Here is a 19,539-nt window from a genome sequence, read left to right as displayed (position 1 = left end):
TCCATGGGAGAAGCGATTGTCATAACCTCGGGTAAAGGCGGAGTTGGCAAAACAACCACAACAGCCAATATCGGTACCGCACTTGCCCTGCAGGGCAAAAAAGTATGTCTGGTTGATACGGATATCGGACTGCGTAATCTGGATGTTGTAATGGGACTGGAGAACCGGATCATCTATGATCTGGTGGATGTTGCCGAAGGCCGCTGTCGTCTGAATCAGGCGCTGGTCAAGGACAAGCGCTTTGATGAGCTGTACATGCTGCCCGCCGCCCAGACGAAGGACAAGACCTCCGTGACTCCAGAGCAGGTAAAGGACATTGTCCTGGAACTGAAGAAAGAGTATGAATATGTTCTAATCGATTGCCCTGCCGGTATCGAGCACGGATTCCGCAATGCGATTGCCGGTGCGGATAAATCCATCGTGGTTACCACGCCGGAGCATGCCGCTGTACGGGACGCGGACCGGATTATCGGGCTGTTGGAGCAGTCCAATGTGGAGTCGCCGAAGCTGGTGGTGAACCGTATTCGTCCTGGTCTGATCAAATCTGGGGATATGCTGGATATTGAAGATATTTTGCAGGTACTGAACATCGATCTGATCGGGATTGTCCCGGATGATGAACTGGTTATCAAAGCTGCAAACAGCGGCGAACCTACGGTTATGAATCCTGATTCAGCGGCTGCTATTGCTTACCGCAACATTGCCCGCCGTATTCTTGGCGATGCCGTGCCGCTAATGCAGCTGGACCGCAAGCCAGGTACTTTTAAGAAATTCAAGAAATTTTTCGGATTAGGCTAAACAAGGCGTTTTTCATCGGATTGCCAAAATAACGGGGACCCACCGCTTAGAATTGTGCGGGGGCCCCATTTTTATGCCATTTCACGCTCCGGTCTGCCCAGAGGCTTGTTCTAAAGAGACTTCCCTGCTTCATAAAATGGAAGTAAACAAGCCCGCCGGAGGGATCGATATGGACCAGAAATCAGATATCAAGAATCGGCGCAAGGAGCGCATCCGCCTTTTGCTGGAGGACACCTCTAAGGAGTCGCCGCAATCGCCACTATATGTCTTGCCTGAGCAGAATACAAGTTTCAAGGAATGGAATCAGGAACCGAAGAAGGACAATAGTTTAGATCCAGAACCCGACCCGGAGCTTCTCTGGAAGCAGCGCCGCAATAACTGGGAAGACGATGGGGAAGGCGGGAAGCCAAGTTTTATCACGGGATTTCTGCGCCGAACAGTCGCAAGTATTCTTGTCTTCGGGGCCGTATGGGGAATATTTGCGATTCAGCAGCCCTGGGCGCACAAGGCGCAGACCTTTATTGTTGATGCGCTGAACCATGACATGGATTTTGCAGCGGTCAGAGTGTGGTATGAAGAGCATTTTAACGGTGCGCCGGCATTCATCCCTATTTTCGGAGATAAAGAGCAATCGGCGGAAAAGGTTTCAGCCCTTCATGAATGGAGTGCGCCTCTGGCAGGGAGTATCGTCCAGCCCTTTGCCACCACACTGAAAGGTGTGGAAATTATGCCGGAAGAAGATTCAAGTGGCAGTGTGACGGTGAAGAGTGTAGATATGGGGCGTGTGCTGTCTGTCGCTCGGGAAGCGAAAGGCGGAATCCGCGTAACGCTCCGGCATACAGGGAATGTCACTGCTGAATATGGTCATTTGACTGGAACCCGGCTTAAAGCCGACGACTGGGTGCAGAGCGGCGATGCGGTCGGCTGGATTGTTGATCCAGGAACGGCGCCGGAGACCATGTTCTTTTTTGCCATGATGAAGGACAAGACCTATATTGATCCATCCGAAGTGATCACCTTTGATTAGGATCAAAGGCATCGAACTGTCGCTGCATCCGCTGTTCGTGCTGATCATGCTTTTTTCCGTCCTGACCGGACAGTTCCTCGAACTGCTCACCTTATTCACCATTGTGCTAATTCACGAATTGGGACATGTATGTGCAGCGCTTCTTGCCGGAGTAGCCGTCAAGTCCGTCCAGCTTCTTCCCTTTGGCGGCGTTGCCGTCATCGAAGATCATGGAAGGCTCACCGCAGGCAGGGAGATAGCGATTGCACTGGCTGGTCCGCTCCAGAATGGTGTCTTGATGCTGTTCGCTTGGATTGTTGGCAGTCTGGGGCTGGGGAATGAGGCGTTCTTGAATTATTTTATTGAGGCTAATGCCATTATCGCACTTTTTAATCTGCTGCCGATTCTGCCTCTTGACGGGGGGAAGGTGCTTAGAGCGGTAACGAGCGTTATACTCCCCTATTATTTCACCTTGTTATGGTGCGGGCGATTAAGTATTGCAGCCAGTGTCCTGGTTGTTGTCTACGCACTGCTGCCGCTTGGTGCGGGCGGGGGATTGCGGCTGAATGTGCTCATGATCGGTGCCTTTCTGCTTTACTCCAACATTACTGATCAACGCAATATGCCCTATGTATTCATGGCTTTTCTGATGAACCGTGAAGCGATATATGAGCGACATCTTCTAACGGGGACGGTGGCCTCGCCGATTGTTGCCAAGGCTGCGAAACCTTTGGATGCAATATTGCGTCTATTTAAACGTAACCAATACCATTTAGTATATGTGCTGAACCGTGAAGGCGACGTGGTCGCCGTAGTGCCGGAGCAGCGTTTGATCTCTTCCTATTTCGGAATGTAGAATATAAGCTTAGCAGGATTTTGAAGTGAATATGAAAGATTGATTGAACCAGAGGTGAAGCCATGAAACAGATGATTGTTCACTGTACGCAGCATATGACCCGGATGGCCCTTCTGGAGAACGGGAAGCTGGTGGAGTATGCGGCAGAACGCGATCAGCAGCAAGGGCTGGTCGGAAGCTTTTACAAGGCCAGAGTTATTAATGTACTACCAGGTATGCAGGCTGCTTTTGTTGATATCGGACAGAAGAAGAATGCATTTTTATATGTTGACGATGTATTGCACCCCCATTTGGAGAAGCAGCCGGCGGTGAAGCCCTCTATTGAAACACTGCTTCAGCCCGGACAAGACATCATAGTTCAGGTTAGAAAAGAACCCCGGGGCGGCAAGGGCGCCCGTGTGACCACACATTATACGCTGCCTGGCCGCTGGATTGTCTATATGCCTTTTGCCGAATATGTTGGCGTATCGAAGAAGATCAATCGCGAGTCCGAGCGGAATCGGCTCAAGGGCATCGGTGAGCGTCTGCGCAAGGAAGAAGAGGGAATCATTATGCGGACCGTTTCCGAAGATGAACCCCAGGAAGCCGTAGAAAGGGATCTTGCCTTCTTGCGGGCACAGTGGGATCACATCGCGCGGCGGGCGCGTTCATCCCAAGTACCGGCACTGCTTCACTCAGATCTCAGTATTGTGCAGCGGTTCATCAGGGACGCCTTTAACCCGCAGCGGGACGAGCTGGTGCTGGATTCCGCCCAGGCGGTTAAAGAGGCAGAAGCTTTCCTTGGCGATATGGCCCCCGGAGGGTACAAGCCTGTTGGATTGTATAGTGGCAAGGAGTCGATTTTCACGGCCTATGGTGTGCAAGAGCAGTTACATAGGGGATTTGCGCGAAAAATCATGCTGGAAGGCGGAGCCACGCTCATCTGGGATGAGACTGAGGCGCTCACCGTTATTGACGTCAATACGGCTCAGTATACGGGCGGGGCCTCGCTTGAGGAGACGGTGACCCGCACGAACCTGCTTGCAGCAGAGGAAATCGGACGTCTGATCCGATTACGGGATACCGGTGGAATCATTATTATTGATTTCATTGATATGGAGCAGGAGGCGCACCGGAGAATGGTGACCGACTGTCTGGAACGCGTGATCAGCAAAGATCGGACAAAAACGCATATTTTAGGCTGGACAAGGCTTGGACTACTGGAGATGACCCGTAAAAAAGCAAGACATGATTCCACAGGATTTGCGCCAGTTGCATGCCAGTGCTGCGGCGGAACTGGAAAAGTGGGAACTTGGCTGGAGGGTTAGATGTAGGTCTGTAGGTTGTAGGATTATATGTTGTAGGCTTGAATGCTGTAGGTTTATATGGTGCAGGTTTGAATGTTGTAGGTTTATATGCTGCAGGTTTATATGTTTTATGTTTATATGCTGAGAGATTATACGCTCTACCTCTATATGAGGTGAATTTAATATTCAAATAATATATTCAATAATATATTCAAATACTAAACTCAAACATAAAATCCAGCGTCTCTCTGGTGAAGTTGGGACTTACAGTCGCGTTTGTTCTGAACTCCATAAAAATGGTCAATTGCACTGTAGTAAACGTCACCCAGAGCGGCGCTTTTTGCAGTATTCAGCGTCCATTCTGACTACATCCCCAATTAACGGCATTTTGTACCTTATTTTTCTCATTTTTACGTGAAATAAGGAAATAAGGGCATTATTGTATCTTAATTTATGCAAAACACCCTGAAAAACCTTAATTAGGGGAAATTAACATACAAAAATGCCCTTAATTTAAGCAGACTGCCCATTTCATCACAATTAAGGTGCAAAAATGCCGTTATATCGATTGGACTGAAAAATTTAACTTTAGCAAGCGGAATGAAGAGGGATTTTGCAACTGTAGGAGGGATAGCGTTCACCTAAAAGCTTTCTATGGAAAGTTAGTGTTGGAATTTTAGTATATAATCGAGAGTTTAGTATAATATAATTGGAATTTTGAAATACAATTGGGATTTTAAGCTCATCGGAAGCATAAGTTTTCTTTCGGATTTTATCCGCGAATGGCGATACAATTCAATGAATTTTGGAGACAACAGCGGCTGGAAGTCCAAGTATCTTTCGCAAAGCCGGTCTTAGCCTATGATAAAATCCTAAGTTCAATCTATATTATTTACTCTTCGGAGCGATTTGAGAGGAATTTTCTTTTCTTTAATGTTTTGTTCTTTAATGTTTTGTTCTTTAATGTTTTGTTCTTTAATGTTTTGTTCTTTAATGTTTTGTTCTTTAATGTTTTGTGCTTTGATGTTTTGTGCTTTGATGTTTATGCTTTGATGTTTTGTTCTTTAATGTTTTGTTCTTTAATGTTTTGTTCTTTAATGTTTTGTTCCTTAATGTTTTGCTCTTTGATGTTTTGCTCTTTGTTGTTTTGCTCTTTGATGTTTTGTTCTTTGTTTTTTTCGTTTTTCAGTTTTGTTTTTTCTATTTTGTCTTTTCTGTTAGTTCTTTTCTGTTTATTCTTTTCCTTTCCTCCTCGCCCCTTCCCTTTTTCTCCCTTTTCTTTCCTCTCCATCCGTTTGTTTTAATGCTCTCTACATAGCAGAACAGCAGAAAATTATACTGATTATATTCAATCCATGTTGAGCATTGACTATAGTCGATATCTATGATAATATCTTCAAGTATGTGTTTGGTCATTTAGCCCTGCACATGCTGTAACCGCTCCGATCGGGTATGAAAGTGCGGTTTCCCTAGGGAATTCGCCACCTAGACTAGGCGAGTCTGAGACATGAGGAGGTGCAATTACAATGTATGCAATTATCGAAACTGGCGGTAAGCAATACAAAGTCCAAGAGGGCGACGTATTGTTCATTGAGAAGCTGAATGCTGAGGACGGTGCAAGCGTAACGTTTGACCGTGTATTGGCTGTTTCCACTGAAGGCGGTTTGACTGCAGGAACTCCGCTCGTGAGCGGCGCTACTGTAACAGCTAAGGTTGAGAAACACGGCAAAGGCCAAAAGGTTGTAGTTTACAAATACAAACCTAAGAAGAACTACCACAAGAAGCAAGGTCATCGTCAACCGTACACAAAAGTAACGATTGAGAAGATCCAAGCGTAAGAAGGTGCGTTTATGATTAACGTACAGATTACCAGATCTTTGGAACTCGGAACTATTGTTGCGTTTGAGGTTAAAGGGCATGCAGGCTTTGCGAAACGCGGTGAGGATATCGTCTGTGCCGGTGTATCGACTGTAACGGTTGGTACGGTCAATTCGATTGAATCTTTGACTGGAGTGGTTATGGATTCGTCCATGAAGAATGGATTCTTGAGTGCAACCCTGGGTTTCATTGAAGATCCTAACATTTCTGCCAAAGTACAATTGCTGCTGGAATCCATGGTCCTGATGCTGACTGATATCGCAGAATCATACGGGAAGTATATAACGATACAGCAAGACACTATTTAAAGAAGGAGGTTGACCAACATGTTGAAATTGGATCTTCAATTATTCGCATCGAAAAAGGGTGTAGGTTCCACAAAGAACGGACGTGATTCCCACTCCAAACGTCTTGGCGTGAAACGTGCTGACGGTCAAGCTGTTACCGGCGGTAACATCCTGGTTCGTCAACGCGGAACTAAAATTCACCCAGGTACGAACGTAGGTATCGGTAAAGATGATACTTTGTTCGCTTTGGTGGACGGCGTAGTGAAGTTCGAACGTTGGGGACGCGATCGCAAAAAAGTGAGCGTGTACCCGGTTGATGTCGCTCCGGTAGCAGCGGCACTGGAAGCGTAAGCTTACAGAACCATAAAGACAGTGAAGCCTCCGGCATGAGTGCCGGAGGTTTTTTTGATAAATTAGATTTGAAGATTTTCGTGTGTTAGGTTTGAAGATTTTCGTGTGTTAGATTTGAATATTTTCTTGGATTAGATGTGCAGATTTTCGTGTGTTTCGTGGATTTTCGCGTGGGAAGCTAATGATCTTCCTTGAATGGCTGTGTTATACTGAAAAATGGTAAAAGATGTGCAGATTTTCTAACGGGGTCATGAATTTTGCGAACTGAGGGACGGGGAATAAGAATGAAATCCTGGAAACGTGTAATCTGGGCAGTCATGAGTTCCGCAGCACTTCCTTTAGGTCTCGTGTATTGGCGGACGTCCCTTTTCACATGCTTGCTACTTGGTGTTTGGGTAGCGGCTGTACTTGCTTTCACGTGGAGCCAGACCCGGCGCCATTATGAGAGGGAACTGCATTTACAGGAGCAGAGAATGCAAGAGGCTGCAATCCGCACACTGGGCCATCATCGTCATGACTGGATGAATGAATTGCAAGTTCTTTACGGGTATATCCAACTCGGCAAGCGTGATAAATCGGTGCAATGTGTGGAAAGAATAAAAGAAGGCATTGCGCTCGATAGCCGGATCGCCAAGCTGGGCATTCCTTCGCTGGTCTTTTATCTGCAGTCATTCCGAACTTACAGGAGTAGTCTGGATCTGGTGATCCAGGTGGAGGAAGGCTTGCAGCTAGTGGATAAGCTGACACCGGAGACGGGGGAAGAATTAACTTCGATTGTAATGCAGACCGTAAGGGCTTACCAATACAGTGGGATAACCGCACAAGGGGACTCCAGAAGACTCGAGCTAGGCTTTAGACAGGATGGCGGGGACATTCTTATCTCCTTTGAAAGTGAGGGAGGGCATGGTAATCCCGAACTGCTCAGGGTGCAAATTGATAATATAGTACAAGGCAAAATTATGAGGGCGGAACAGTTCAAGCCTGGCGAGGCTTATGTAGAGCTGCGTCTGCCGTTTGAGATGTGAGGAAGGTGAACTTGAATGTTCGTAGATAAAGCTAAGATTTATGTAAAAGGCGGCGACGGTGGTGACGGCCTTGTGGCTTTCCGCCGCGAGAAATATGTACCGGAGGGTGGTCCAGCCGGTGGTGACGGTGGCCGCGGCGGCGACGTTATCTTCCGTGTGGATGAAGGCTTGCGTACACTGATGGATTTCCGTTATCAGCGTCACTTTAAAGCTGATCGTGGAGTCAAAGGACGCAATAAGAGCCAGCATGGTGCTAATGCTGAACATATGATCGTGCGTATTCCCCCGGGAACGATCCTGATTGATGATGATACTAACGAAGTGATCGCCGATATGACTCGTCATGGGCAGCAGGTAGTTGTGGCGCGAGGCGGTCGCGGTGGCCGCGGCAACACTCGTTTTGCAACGGCAGCCAATACAGCACCTGAGCTCGCTGAGAATGGTGAGGAAGGTCAGGAGCGCTATGTAGTCATGGAACTGAAAGTCATGGCTGATGTAGGGCTTGTTGGATTCCCGAGTGTAGGAAAATCCACGTTACTGTCAGTAGTATCCGCTGCTAAGCCGAAGATCGGCGCGTACCATTTTACAACCATTACTCCGAATCTTGGCGTTGTGGATGTTGGTGACGGCCGCAGCTTCGTTATGGCGGATCTGCCTGGACTGATCGAAGGTGCACATGAAGGGATCGGCCTTGGCCACGAGTTCTTGCGCCATGTGGAGCGGACACGCATCATTATTCATGTCGTGGACATGTCCGGCTCGGAGGGCCGTGATCCGTTTGATGACTGGGTGAAGATCAATGATGAATTGCGTCAGTACAATGCCCAACTTGAAGAGCGTCCGCAGATTGTTGCAGCCAATAAGATGGATATGCCTGAATCCGCTGAGAATCTGGCCTCCTTCCGTGAGCAAGTGGCACAAGTGCGCCCGGATATTGAGATTATGCCGATTTCCTCACTGACCCGCGAGGGTGTACAGGAGCTGCTGTACCGGGCTACCGACATTCTCGACAGCATTCCGGTTGCTCCAGTGGTGGAAGAAGTTGCTGAGACTACGGAACGCAAAGTATACAAGCTGGAAGCTGAGGATGACAATACCTTCACGATTACCCGTGATAACGATACTTATGTCGTCAACAGTCCACGTATTGAGCGGATGCTCAAGCGGATGCAGCTGAATACTCATGATGCCATTCTGAAGCTGGCCCGGACTTTACGTCATATGGGCGTGGATGCGGAACTGCGCAGACGTGGCGCTGTGGAAGGTACAATTGTCCGAATTGCTGATTTTGAGTTTGAGTTTGTGGAGAACAGCAGTTACTACTAAGCGGTAGAGCTGTCTGAAGCGCCTACTTTGTCTGGCCTTGTATGAGGCAGATGGAGTGGGCGCTTTTTTTAAAATATAAGGATTTGTCTGTTCTACGCTTATAAACGACCCTTATATTTCTCGCTGAAACGGATACCGTCCCTTAGCGGACGGCAAAGCCGTTTCTATTTAATACTCAATTTATTTTCACAAAAAGCCACCAAAACCGTAATTAATTCGTATACAATAAATAACGGAACAGCACTTATTTCCAATTCGCAGTCTAATTCAGAGGTATTTGCGGAGCGGCCGATATATACCTACATATCCATGAATACGAAAGAGGGATACGCAGATGGCAATAATTGAAGTGGTGAAATATGATGGTCCTCCCGGCGTCTTTGCTTGGAAGTATCCCAATCAGGAGCTTGGCACATGGACCCAGCTTATCGTTAATGAGTCACAAGAGGCGATCCTGTTCAAGGGCGGCCAGGCACTGGATTCCTTCACAGCAGGCAGACATACGCTTAGCACAGCGAATATTCCGGTATTGTCCAATCTTGTGAACCTGCCGTTTGGTGGCAAATCTCCTTTTACCGCTGAGGTATGGTTCATAAACAAAATGAACGCGATGAATGTCAAATGGGGAACGAGCTCGCCGCTCCAGCTTCAAGACCCTAAATATAAGATCATTGTCTCCGTTCGTTCTTTCGGGCAATTTGGAGTGAAGATTGCAGATCCGCGCAAGTTTCTGCTCAAGGTGGTAGGTACACTGCCACAGTTCGATCAGGATAAACTCCTTACCTATTTCCGGGGAATCTTGATGGCAAATATCAATGAACTGGTCTCTTCCTACCTAGTGCATAAAAAAATTAGTATTCTGGAGATTAACGCCTATGTGGCCGAAATATCCAAACACATCCAGGAACGTCTGGCGCCGACCTTTATGGACACTGGCATTGAGCTGAATAATTTCTATATTGATTCCATTAATATTCCGGACGATGATCCCGCGACTGCGCGGCTGAAGGAAGCACTGGCCAAGAAAGCAGAGATGGACATTATCGGCTACACGTACCAGCAAGAACGCAGCTTTAATTCGCTGGAAGAGGCTGCCGGCAACCCGGGGGGCAATATCGGAACGGGTATGATGAACGCTGGTATGGGGCTTGGCATGGGAATAGGCTTTGCCGGTCCAGCTGCTGAGATGGTCAATCAGATGACTCGGGGAATTGGATTTGACGCAGGTGTGCACTCCAGGAACGGAACTAAGTCTTGCTCAAAATGCGGCAATGTTAATACAGCCGGATCCTCATTCTGCAGCAGTTGCGGACAGAATTTGTCCACTCCGCCCACAGATGCAGCCTCAAGCAAGCTGAGCTGTTATAGGTGCGGGCATGAGTTATCTCCTGGATCTAAATTCTGTCCGCAATGCGGAGAAAAGCAAATCATCAAATGCAGCGGCTGCGGTCATGAACTGAAGCCCGGCCAGAAATTCTGCGCAGAATGCGGCACGAAGGCTGGATAAAGGAGGATGCCATGAACCGGAAAAAGCCTTATACAGGCATCATCACTGTAATTTATACCGTGGTGATCATTGCTACAGTGCTGCTCCTGACGATGCTCGGTTTCTCCGACAACTTGCCGCGGCTCGTGATCACATTGATCGCAGTGCTGATAGCTGAAAGCGTGGTCTTTGGTTATACACTCTTTTGGATAAAAAGCGCGGGCAGCGTCAGCGGGACGCCGCCGATCCTGCTTAGCGGCGCGTTTATTATTGCCGCCTATGCGGTGGCCGTCGTGATCTCGGCCATTTTTCTGGATCGGCTGCTGGGACTGCCGCCTTTCTGGTACGCGGCTGTGCAGCTGCTAGTTCTCGCTGCCGCTGGTGGCTGTCTTGCCCTAATCGGGCTGTACGGCTGGAATGCTGGGGCACAAGAGTCTAAGGAGCGGCAGGAGACGCGAAGTCTCTTCCGGCAGCGAAAGGAACTGGCCGACATCAAGCGGGCTGCCCGGAGCTGGAGACATGCCGAAGCAGAGACGCTCGTGAAACGGATTGGCAGAGTAGAAGAGGCATTTACATACAGTGATCCGGTGTCCAGACCGTCTTTGTTCGCAACAGAGGATATGCTGAGCCAGCAAATCGCTTTGCTGCGAGATCAGGTGGAGCTTTTGTTATCCTCGAGTGAGCCGGGAAAAGGCTGGGAAGCGCAGCTGCAAGGCATCATAGACGACATTGAGGCTACACTTCAACGCCGTAACCGTGAGTTAGCGGCGCTTAAATAGGGGGAATACGCTATATGGCTAGATTAAATATTCAAGATCCCCCCGCATCGGGAAGCGGCAGAGAGTTCTATCTGCTGGGCTATAACCGGACGGGGATCGACAGTTTTATTATTGCATTATCATATGTTCTGATGCCCGTAGGTCTTGTTGCTGCTATACTTCGAATGCTGCTGACCCATTACAAGAATCAGCGGAAAGCCAGTAACTATAATTTGTTGTGTCATGCGCTGATTGGGGGATTTGTTGATCTTTCCTTGATTATGATACTGTCGGGTGGTCTAAATGAATTAAGTATGGGCATTTTCTTTATTGTCTTCATCGCGATCCTCTTCCTTATGCCTGCTTACTTTCTAGGTAATGCTGCATCCAAGGCCAAATTGAAGTTTTCACAGCTCTCTCATTCGTACATTGTGATGACTCTGGACGAGGGGGTGCGGTACACCGGTACACTGGCTCAGCTTACCGGGCAAAGTGAAAGTGATGTGCGCAGAGATCTGCGGTATTTGCAGGAGCAAGGTCTCATCCCTCACGGGCTGACATTTTATGAAGGGCAAGGAGCGGAAGGCAGCACGGTAAAAGAAACAACTAGCACTGCCAGAGCAGGGCAGGCAGCAGCCCCTTCCGGCTCTTCGGAGAGAACGTCCGCATCCAGCCAACCGAAGTCAAAGCCAGGGCCACAGCAACTGCCCAAGGCGATGCGCTGCACTGGCTGTGGCGCGCAGAATACTGTGCAGCCTGGACAGGCGAAGCCCTGCGACTATTGTGGAACAACCCTCACATACAGCTGATAGTGTAAGCTTGGGTCTGTGTGAAGCCTCCGATTTTGTCGGGGGCTTTGTTTTATTTTCGGGTGCTGCAGAGGTCCTATTTAAAAGTTGGACGAAAAACTATTGCTTTTTCAGGCGAAAATCTATTATAATGTCCACTATTAAAACACAAAAGTCTTTGAGGAGAGGACGTTCGTGAAAGAACGCTATTATTTAGTCCGTGAGGACATTTTACCCGATGCGGTGCTCAAGACGATGCAGGTTAAACAGCTGCTTGAAGCCGGCGATGCCAAGACTGTACACGAAGGTGTGGAGCAGGTGGGCTTAAGCCGGAGCGCTTTTTATAAATACAAGGATGGCATTCACTTAATTCACCAGTTGGAGCGTGAGCGTATTGTCACGATTTCCATGGATTTGGAGCACGAATCCGGCATGTTGTCCAAGGTGCTAGGTTGTGTGGCCGGACATGGAGCCAATGTGCTAACCATTCACCAGAGTATTCCGCTGCAGGGTCGGGCGAACGTGGTTATTTCCGTGGAAATCTCCCATTTGAATCAGGAGCTGGGTGAGATGCTTGACAGTCTGAAGAACATTTCAGGTGTGAAGCGGGCATTGATTGTGGGGCAAGGCTAAACACTACAGGTATTTTTTTCGGAGCGATTGCTTCGTATACTTATAAGGAGGATATTGATGAAGCCGGTTAAAGTTGGTTTGCTGGGTCTGGGAACAGTCGGTACAGGCGTTGTCCGTATCGTGGATGGAAATCAGGAGGACCTCAGTAGTCAGGTCGGGTCTCCCATTCTGATTGAACGCATTGCTGTGAAGGATCTTGATAAACCCCGAGATGTGGAGATAGATCCCGCCAAAATCACTACAGACCCGTGGGAGGTTATCCGTGATCCCGAGATTGATGTCATCGTAGAGGTGATGGGTGGCATTGCCGGAACCAAAGAATATCTTCTTGAAGCACTGGAGCGCGGCAAGCACATCGTGACCGCCAACAAAGATTTGATGGCGCTGCACGGGGCGGAGATCCTGGCTAAGGCACAGGAAAAGCAGTGCGATGTATTTTATGAAGCTAGTGTGGCTGGAGGCATTCCGATTATCCGTACCCTTATTGAAGGGTTCTCTTCCGACAAGATCATGAAGATTATGGGGATTGTGAACGGTACAACAAACTATATTCTCTCAAAAATGAGTCAGGAAGGCGCCTCCTATGATGATGTGCTGAAGGAAGCTCAGGAGCTTGGTTATGCAGAGTCTGATCCAACCTCGGACGTGGAAGGGCTGGATGCCGCGCGGAAAATGGCCATTCTCGGTACGCTAGGCTTCCGTACGAATGCTGAGCTCAGTGATGTTAGTGTGAAGGGAATCTCCAGCGTGAGTAAGGAGGATATTGTCTTTGCCAAGCGTCTCGGCTATGAAATGAAGCTCCTTGGTATCGCGGAATGTGACAACGATGCTTTCAGCATCAGTGTCCAGCCGACAATGATCCGTTCCGGACATCCGCTGGCCTCCGTTGGCGGCGTATTTAACGCAGTATATGTGTATGGCGAAGCTGTCGGGGAGACGATGTTCTACGGTGCGGGCGCCGGCGCAATGCCTACGGCAACTTCAGTCGTAGCCGATCTGGTAGCGGTGATCAAGAACCTGAGACTTGGCGTAAACGGTCTTAAGCAAATTGTACCTTACAAGCAGAAGAAGCTGAAGGACAGTGAAGATATCTTCTATAAAAACTTTCTGCTACTGCATGTCGATGACAAGGCAGGGGTGCTGGCCAAGATTACACAGGTCTTCGCGGAATATGATGTCAGTCTGGATTCGGTCGTACAGCAGGCCAATCCTAACAATCCCAATGCGGAGATTATTATCGTCACCCATGATGCCAGCAAGGCAAGTATGGATAAGGTCCTGCGTCATCTTGAAGAGTTAAGTGTAATTCGCCGCGTCAAGAGTCATTATCGTGTAGAAGGTTAACCACCTAGAATCCATTCTGCAAAAAAAGATAAGGAGATCACACCTGCTATGAGCAACTACGGAAGGTCACGGGTTAAAGTCCCGGCCAGCACCGCTAATCTCGGTCCGGGCTTTGATACATTGGGCATGGCCCTGTCACTCTATGCCTGGATTGAGATGGAGGAAGCGCCGGAGACCGTATTTCATCTTTATGGCGACGAGATGAAGGGGGTGCCCCAGGATAAGAGCAACCTGCTGTATCAAGTGGCCCAGATGGTCTTTGCAGAAGCGGGTGTCTCGGTACCTGAGCTGTCCATCTCCATGTACTCGGAAATTCCGTTGGCACGTGGTCTGGGCAGCAGCGCATCCGCCATTGTCGGTGCTCTGGCGGCAGCCAACGCGATGATTGGCTCGCCACTGGATAACGCCAAGCTCTTCAATATGGCTACTGCGCTGGAAAAGCATCCCGACAACGTAGGCGCCTCCTTGTTCGGAGGCATCATCACCGCCGTCTGGGACGGAGTGCAGGCTGATTATATCCGCCTTGAATCTCCAGAGAACCTGGAAGTGCTCGTTGTCATTCCCGAATTCGAGCTTGCAACCACGAAGGCCCGCGGCGTACTGCCGGCTGAGGTGACTGTTCGCGACGCTGTTTACAACATCAGTCGCACATCCTTGTTGACGGCGGCTCTGGCTTCCGGCAGACTGGATATGATCAGCAAAGCAATGCAGGATCGGCTGCATCAGCCGTACCGGGCACCGCTGGTGCCGGGTATGGAGAAGTTGCTCGCCGAAGCACCGCAGCATGGCGCGCTCGGTATTGCGCTCAGTGGCGCCGGACCAACGCTGCTTGCATTTGTGGACGGCCGGGAGAGCCGAAAGGCTGAACTGGAGGCTTTCCTGAAGGAAACGATGCAGGAGCATGGCATTCCTGCTCGCACTTGCTGGTTGCCTGCCTGCGCTGCAGGTGTAACAGCGGAGGTGCTCCCGAGAAGCGAGATGCAAAGTGATTCATTTTTGGATATGATAAAAGGAGAAGTACGGTCATGAAATCAATAGCGGTACTGCCGCAGGGCTCAGTATCCCATGAAGCGCTGCTGTATTTGTTCGGCGGTGAGTCGGTAAACATTGTGCATCATAAGTTAATTTCCGACGTGTTTCTATCTACGGTGAACGGCATTACGGATTACAGCGTAATTCCGATCGAGAATACGATTGAAGGCTCTGTGAGTCTGCATATCGACTGGTTGATCAATGAGGTTGATTTGCCGATGCAGGCAGAATGGATTTTTCCTTCGATTCAGAATCTGATTGCTAGTCCCGGTGAGTTCACAGATGCAAGTGGCAACAAGGATTACTCCAAGCTGGTGAAGATCCTTTCCCATCCTGTAGCGACTGCACAGTGCGGCCAGTATATTCGTAAGCATGCGCCTTTGGCAGAGCTTGAGCCGACAGGAAGCACTTCCGAAGCTGTCGAGATCGTCAAGAACAATCCCGGCAAGGGCTGGGCAGCCATTGGTACAGCGCTTGGTGCTGCCAAGCATGGGCTGGAAATTATCGATCGCAAGATTACGGATCACGATAACAATTACACACGTTTCGTTCTGGTTGGCCCTGAGAAGGTGACGCTTCCCCGCAAGAGCAGCGGTAACAAGACCAGCGTGCTTGTCACACTTCCGGAAGATTTCCCGGGTGCCTTGCACCAGGTACTTGCTGCCTTTGCTTGGCGGAGACTCAACCTGTCACGAATTGAATCCAGGCCGACGAAGAAGAAACTGGGTACTTATTATTTTTACATTGATGTGCTCGAACCGATAGAATCCGTCCTGCTGCCCGCGGCTATTGAGGAAATCAAGGCCCTGGGCTGTCAGGTCCGAATTCTGGGTTCATACCCCACATACACCTATGAGGAAGAGAAAGCGGAGGTGCAGTAAGTAATGGCAGAACAAGTAATCTATTTGGATGGACAATATGTAACAAAGGAAGATGCAAAGGTATCCGTTTTTGACCACGGGTTTTTGTATGGTGACGGTATTTTTGAAGGTATCCGTATTTACAACGGAAATATATTCAAGTCTAAAGAGCATTTGGACAGGCTGTATGATTCGGCAAAATCGATCATGCTGGAAATTCCATTGACCTTTGATGAGATGCAGGAAGCTATGGCGGAGACTATTCGCCGCAACGATATGCGCAACGGCTACATCCGTCTGATCGTTTCCCGCGGTGTAGGTAATTTGGGTCTCGACCCGCGTCGTTGTCCGAAAGCCAGTGTAATCATTATCGTGGAGCAATTGGCGATTTATTCGGAGCAGGCTTACTTGAATGGACTTCGTGCCGTTTCGGTATCCCAGCGTCGTAATCTCCCGGATGCCCTTAATCCGAAGATTAAATCCCTCAACTACCTGAACAACATTCTGGTGAAGCTGCAGTCGAACCTGGCCGAAGCCGACGAGGCGATCATGATGAACGCTCAAGGTTACGTAACTGAAGGTTCAGGCGACAATATCTTCATCATCAAAAATGGTGTGGTCTACACGCCTCCTTGCTATCTCGGTGCGCTTGAAGGTATCACTCGTCTTGCGATCATTGAGCTGTGTGAGAAGCTGGGCATCAAGCTGAAGGAAGAGCCGTTCACCATGCACGATGTTTATATCGCTGATGAGGTGTTCTTCACAGGTACAGCTGCTGAAGTTATCGCGGCTCGTGAAATTGACGGTCGCATTATCGGCTCAGGTCAAGCTGGTCCGATCACGCTGAAGCTGCTTGAAGAATTCCGCAATGTCGTTGATAAAGACGGCTATAAGGTTTGGGAATAGTAATAAATAAAGAGCGCCTTTCATGTACATCATGGAAGGCGCTTCTGTATAAACCAGAAATCCTTTCAGGTGCCCCATGAAAGCAGTCTCTGTATAAACCAAGACTTCTTTCATGTACATCATGAAAGAAGTCTCTGTATAAACCAGGAATCCTTTCATGTGTACCATGAAAGAAGTTTCTGTACAAACTCAGAAATCCTTTCATGTGTACCATGAAAGAAGTTTCTGTACAAACTCAGAAATCCTTTCATGTACATCATGAAAGAAGTTTCTGTATAAACTCAGAAATCCTTTCATGTACGCATGAAAGGATTTTTTTTGCGTCAGGGATGTCAATCGCCCATGGGCTGCATAAGATGTAGTAACGAAGGAGGCGGCTGTACCGCATATAACTATGCAAGCAGGCAATACTCCAAAAATTTTCAGGGAGGTTAATGCTGCGTGAAAATACACATTGTCAAACAAGGCGATACGCTGTATGCATTGTCGCAAAAGTACGGAGTGCCGCTGGAAAAAATAATTGAGGCCAATCCGCAACTCAGCAATCCCGACGTGCTGTCGGTCGGTGAGAAAGTGAAGATCCCCTCTTCAGGTCCCTCGCCCGTTCCCGATAATAGCGAGCTTTACTACAAGCACACTGTAAAGCAAGGGGATACCTTGTGGAAATTGTCTAAGGCATGGGGTGTTCCTCTGAAGGATGTGGTAGACGCCAATCCCCAGTTGAAGAATCCTAACGCCCTGCTGATTGGAGAAGTGGTCAATATCCCCAAGAAAGGAACAGTGTCACCACTGCCTAATGGGAACGTAGCTCCAATCCAAAACGAGAACGTTACACCGGTGCCAGCAGCCAATGCTGTGTCCGAAAAAACACAAGTTGGAGGAAAAACATACACCGGGCCTAAAGAACAGCCTGCACCACCAGCTGCACCAGTTGCACCAGTTGCTGAAACCGTCCCAGCTCCTGTTCCAGCACCAGTTCCCGCTCCAGTACCGATTTCTAAACCCAACCTCAACCCTAATCCGAACCTTAGCCCAGCCGTGAATGTTAATCCTGCTCCAGCTCCAGTGCATGTCAATGAGCCTGTACCCCATGCTGTTTCACCCATTGCTGAGGTAGTACCGGTGAAAGAAACAATCCATACGGAATCCCAAAGCCTTTTTGTACAAATTTCTGTACCCGCTCAAGAAGCAGTTTCACATCATGAACCTCCTAAGTCGGAACACAAACCGGTGGCACCTGCCTTTGAGGAAAAGAAGAAGCCGTGTGACCACAATGTAGGATATCCTGGATTAACAGAAAATCATCCATTTCAGGGAACAACGGCTCCCAATCAAAATCTTAGCCCGCAAACTAACTATATACAGCCGTCGTATGCACAGCCATGGTACGTGCCGGAATGCCCTCCATTTGTCTACTATCCGGAATGGGTATCGCCAGTAACGGAGAATCAATCTCCATGGCATACGAATGTATCACCAGTTACAGAGAACCAGTCCCCATGGCATACGAATGTATCGCCGGCCACAGAGAACCAGTCCCCATGGCATACGAATGTATCGCCGGCCACAGAGAACCAGTCCCCATGGCACACGAATGTATCGCCGGTTACAGAGAATCAGTCCCCATGGCACACAAATGTATCGCCAGTAACGGAGAATCAGTCACCATGGCATACAAACGTATCACCGATTGCAGAGAACCAGTCACCATGGCATACGAATGTATCGCCGGCTACAGAGAACCAGTCTCCATGGCATACGAATGTATCACCGGCCACAGAGAACCAGTCACCATGGCATACGAACGTATCACCGATTGCAGAGAATCAGTCCCCATGGCATACGAACGTATCGCCGGCTACAGAGAACCAGTCTCCATGGCACACAAATGTATCGCCGGTTACAGAGAACCAGTCACCATGGCATACGAATGTATCGCCAGTAACGGAGAACCAGTCTCCATGGCACAATTCGGTCAACGCTGCACCTAATGATAGTTTTGTATCTGGAATACAGCCTAATAATGATTTTCCTGGCTTGGTTAGCCCTCAATATAGTGTGCACCCGCAGAGCCTGCCATGGCCGCCTTGCGGATGCGGAGGAGAGGTACCTTTTCAGCCATATCAGCCATTTTCCTACGAGTCTCCAGTCTATAATTCATTTCCTTCGCAGGGACATCATCCTGGTGTAGTCTCGCCTTATGGGGCAGGTGTGCCGTTCTCTCCTAATCAGGGTATAGTACCGAATGCGCCTCTGGGAGCTTTTGGAGGGGAAGGACCTGCACTATCTAATATTCCTCCAAATCCACAATATCCGTGGGTTGGCGATTATGCTCATCATAGCCGTGTGCCGGAAATTCAAGAGCCCGAAGTATTCATTCAGGAAAGTCAGCCGATCGTAGTAACCGCTACGGAAGCTCCTAGCGAACGAGTTGTCGAACAGAAGGGGAATAAGAAAGCGGTAGTGACCACCAAAGCTAAAACTTCTGGACAAAGCAAACCAAGCAAAACATCAGGCAAATCCCAACGATCAAGTAAAAGCAACCGAAATGACAATGCCAAAAAACGCAGAAATCCATGGATTTCTAACTAAGGTGCATTTAATGGAATGGTGAAAAGTGCTACGTACAGACGTTGTATCGTCAGATACAGCATCTGTACGTTTTTGTCTTGTATTAGTTCGGTTATTTAGTCGAATATTGAAAACTCTTTAAGAGAGTAGTTGCAATTGGCAGGGCATACAGAAGATCTTGTATACAGGGATAGATACGCATGGTGTGGGTAATATTAAATAAAATAATAAAAAACACTTGCAATGGGTTTCTATACATGGTATATTCTAATTCCGGCCAAGAAATAACAATGCCGAGCTCGAAAATGAAGTTCGAAAAAAGAAATTCAAAAAAGAGCTTGACATTAA

General features: G+C 48.5%; 19 protein-coding genes and 1 other annotated feature. Of the genes, 18 read left to right on the top strand and 1 reads right to left on the bottom strand.

The features are described from left to right. Positions 1-3: 3 nt before the first annotated feature. From minD to ACFORK_RS28440, 4 genes are all read left to right on the top strand, one after another. Positions 4-798, top strand: coding sequence for a septum site-determining protein MinD (minD, locus tag ACFORK_RS28455; RefSeq protein ID WP_379205446.1), 795 nt, complete (start codon positions 4-6; stop codon positions 796-798). 73 nt (positions 799-871) lie between these two features. Beyond that, positions 872-1,825 carry a peptidoglycan DD-metalloendopeptidase family protein gene (locus tag ACFORK_RS28450; protein WP_379205445.1) on the top strand — a complete coding sequence of 318 codons (954 nt, stop codon included), beginning with the start codon at positions 872-874 and terminating at the stop codon, positions 1,823-1,825. Further along, positions 1,818-2,660, top strand: coding sequence for a M50 family metallopeptidase (locus tag ACFORK_RS28445; protein WP_379205444.1), 843 nt, complete (start codon positions 1,818-1,820; stop codon positions 2,658-2,660). The genes ACFORK_RS28450 and ACFORK_RS28445 overlap by 8 nt, the downstream gene beginning before the upstream one ends. Positions 2,661-2,722: 62 nt before the next feature. Continuing rightward, on the top strand, positions 2,723-3,967 hold the full coding sequence (locus tag ACFORK_RS28440) for an Rne/Rng family ribonuclease (protein WP_379205443.1): 1,245 nt from the start codon (positions 2,723-2,725) through the stop codon (positions 3,965-3,967). Between the two features lie 1,021 nt (positions 3,968-4,988). Here ACFORK_RS28440 and ACFORK_RS28435 read toward each other — a convergent pair. Next, on the bottom strand, positions 4,989-5,237 hold the full coding sequence (locus tag ACFORK_RS28435; RefSeq protein ID WP_379205442.1) for a hypothetical protein: 249 nt from the start codon (positions 5,235-5,237) through the stop codon (positions 4,989-4,991). Positions 5,238-5,371: 134 nt separating this feature from the next. Next, positions 5,372-5,458, top strand: a sequence feature (ribosomal protein L21 leader region). 14 nt (positions 5,459-5,472) lie between these two features. On the opposite strand from ACFORK_RS28435, the gene rplU reads away from it, so the two are divergent. From rplU to ACFORK_RS28365, 14 genes are all read left to right on the top strand, one after another. Continuing rightward, positions 5,473-5,784: a 50S ribosomal protein L21 gene (gene rplU / locus ACFORK_RS28430; protein WP_150269346.1), complete on the top strand. Its 312-nt coding sequence runs from the start codon at positions 5,473-5,475 to the stop codon at positions 5,782-5,784. A gap of 12 nt (positions 5,785-5,796) precedes the next feature. Further along, positions 5,797-6,132, top strand: coding sequence for a ribosomal-processing cysteine protease Prp (locus ACFORK_RS28425; RefSeq protein WP_379205441.1), 336 nt, complete (start codon positions 5,797-5,799; stop codon positions 6,130-6,132). Between the two features lie 18 nt (positions 6,133-6,150). After that, on the top strand, positions 6,151-6,462 hold the full coding sequence (rpmA, locus tag ACFORK_RS28420) for a 50S ribosomal protein L27 (protein ID WP_020429282.1): 312 nt from the start codon (positions 6,151-6,153) through the stop codon (positions 6,460-6,462). A gap of 284 nt (positions 6,463-6,746) precedes the next feature. Then, a complete protein-coding gene (locus tag ACFORK_RS28415) occupies positions 6,747-7,487 on the top strand; it encodes a Spo0B domain-containing protein (protein WP_379205440.1) in 741 nt (246 codons plus the stop codon). 15 nt (positions 7,488-7,502) lie between these two features. Beyond that, on the top strand, positions 7,503-8,813 hold the full coding sequence (gene obgE / locus ACFORK_RS28410) for a GTPase ObgE (protein WP_379205439.1): 1,311 nt from the start codon (positions 7,503-7,505) through the stop codon (positions 8,811-8,813). Between the two features lie 334 nt (positions 8,814-9,147). Next, on the top strand, positions 9,148-10,320 hold the full coding sequence (locus ACFORK_RS28405) for an SPFH domain-containing protein (protein ID WP_379205438.1): 1,173 nt from the start codon (positions 9,148-9,150) through the stop codon (positions 10,318-10,320). An 11-nt stretch (positions 10,321-10,331) separates the two neighbouring features. Then, on the top strand, positions 10,332-11,078 hold the full coding sequence (locus tag ACFORK_RS28400; RefSeq protein ID WP_379205437.1) for a hypothetical protein: 747 nt from the start codon (positions 10,332-10,334) through the stop codon (positions 11,076-11,078). A gap of 14 nt (positions 11,079-11,092) precedes the next feature. Next, the gene (locus ACFORK_RS28395; protein ID WP_379205436.1) at positions 11,093-11,866 is read left to right on the top strand and encodes a hypothetical protein; all 774 of its coding nucleotides are present in this window, start codon (positions 11,093-11,095) and stop codon (positions 11,864-11,866) included. 174 nt (positions 11,867-12,040) lie between these two features. Continuing rightward, complete coding sequence (locus ACFORK_RS28390; protein WP_066376981.1) at positions 12,041-12,478, top strand: ACT domain-containing protein; 438 nt, start codon at positions 12,041-12,043, stop codon at positions 12,476-12,478. 57 nt (positions 12,479-12,535) lie between these two features. Then, positions 12,536-13,822 carry a homoserine dehydrogenase gene (locus ACFORK_RS28385; protein WP_175369791.1) on the top strand — a complete coding sequence of 429 codons (1,287 nt, stop codon included), beginning with the start codon at positions 12,536-12,538 and terminating at the stop codon, positions 13,820-13,822. A 48-nt stretch (positions 13,823-13,870) separates the two neighbouring features. Further along, a complete protein-coding gene (gene thrB / locus ACFORK_RS28380) occupies positions 13,871-14,851 on the top strand; it encodes a homoserine kinase (RefSeq protein WP_379205435.1) in 981 nt (326 codons plus the stop codon). Continuing rightward, positions 14,848-15,735: a prephenate dehydratase gene (gene pheA, locus ACFORK_RS28375; protein WP_379205434.1), complete on the top strand. Its 888-nt coding sequence runs from the start codon at positions 14,848-14,850 to the stop codon at positions 15,733-15,735. Before thrB ends, pheA begins: the two co-directional genes overlap by 4 nt. 3 nt (positions 15,736-15,738) lie before the next feature. Continuing rightward, a complete protein-coding gene (gene ilvE, locus ACFORK_RS28370; protein WP_379205433.1) occupies positions 15,739-16,620 on the top strand; it encodes a branched-chain-amino-acid transaminase in 882 nt (293 codons plus the stop codon). 441 nt (positions 16,621-17,061) lie between these two features. Continuing rightward, positions 17,062-19,212, top strand: coding sequence for a LysM peptidoglycan-binding domain-containing protein (locus ACFORK_RS28365; RefSeq protein ID WP_379205432.1), 2,151 nt, complete (start codon positions 17,062-17,064; stop codon positions 19,210-19,212). The last annotated feature ends 327 nt before the right edge of the window (positions 19,213-19,539 follow it).

The organism is Paenibacillus sp. GCM10012306 (assembly GCF_042649265.1).
Lineage (GTDB): Bacteria > Bacillota > Bacilli > Paenibacillales > Paenibacillaceae > Paenibacillus_AQ.
Note: the sequence above shows the minus strand (reverse complement) of the source record. Positions and strands in the feature narration are given on the sequence as shown.

Bases quoted from the DNA above. Each gene is read 5' to 3' on its own strand.
- rplU (WP_150269346.1), top strand. From the start codon at position 5,473: ATGTATGCAATTATCGAAACTGGCGGTAAGCAATACAAAGTCCAAGAG.
- pheA (WP_379205434.1), top strand. From the start codon at position 14,848: ATGAAATCAATAGCGGTACTGCCGCAGGGCTCAGTATCCCATGAAGCG.
- ACFORK_RS28415 (WP_379205440.1), top strand. From the start codon at position 6,747: ATGAAATCCTGGAAACGTGTAATCTGGGCAGTCATGAGTTCCGCAGCA.
- ACFORK_RS28400 (WP_379205437.1), top strand. From the start codon at position 10,332: ATGAACCGGAAAAAGCCTTATACAGGCATCATCACTGTAATTTATACC.
- ACFORK_RS28450 (WP_379205445.1), top strand. From the start codon at position 872: ATGCCATTTCACGCTCCGGTCTGCCCAGAGGCTTGTTCTAAAGAGACT.
- rpmA (WP_020429282.1), top strand. From the start codon at position 6,151: ATGTTGAAATTGGATCTTCAATTATTCGCATCGAAAAAGGGTGTAGGT.
- ACFORK_RS28440 (WP_379205443.1), top strand. From the start codon at position 2,723: ATGAAACAGATGATTGTTCACTGTACGCAGCATATGACCCGGATGGCC.
- minD (WP_379205446.1), top strand. From the start codon at position 4: ATGGGAGAAGCGATTGTCATAACCTCGGGTAAAGGCGGAGTTGGCAAA.
- ACFORK_RS28435 (WP_379205442.1), bottom strand. From the start codon at position 5,237: ATGGAGAGGAAAGAAAAGGGAGAAAAAGGGAAGGGGCGAGGAGGAAAG.
- thrB (WP_379205435.1), top strand. From the start codon at position 13,871: ATGAGCAACTACGGAAGGTCACGGGTTAAAGTCCCGGCCAGCACCGCT.
- ACFORK_RS28425 (WP_379205441.1), top strand. From the start codon at position 5,797: ATGATTAACGTACAGATTACCAGATCTTTGGAACTCGGAACTATTGTT.
- ACFORK_RS28405 (WP_379205438.1), top strand. From the start codon at position 9,148: ATGGCAATAATTGAAGTGGTGAAATATGATGGTCCTCCCGGCGTCTTT.
- ACFORK_RS28385 (WP_175369791.1), top strand. From the start codon at position 12,536: ATGAAGCCGGTTAAAGTTGGTTTGCTGGGTCTGGGAACAGTCGGTACA.
- ilvE (WP_379205433.1), top strand. From the start codon at position 15,739: ATGGCAGAACAAGTAATCTATTTGGATGGACAATATGTAACAAAGGAA.
- obgE (WP_379205439.1), top strand. From the start codon at position 7,503: ATGTTCGTAGATAAAGCTAAGATTTATGTAAAAGGCGGCGACGGTGGT.
- ACFORK_RS28395 (WP_379205436.1), top strand. From the start codon at position 11,093: ATGGCTAGATTAAATATTCAAGATCCCCCCGCATCGGGAAGCGGCAGA.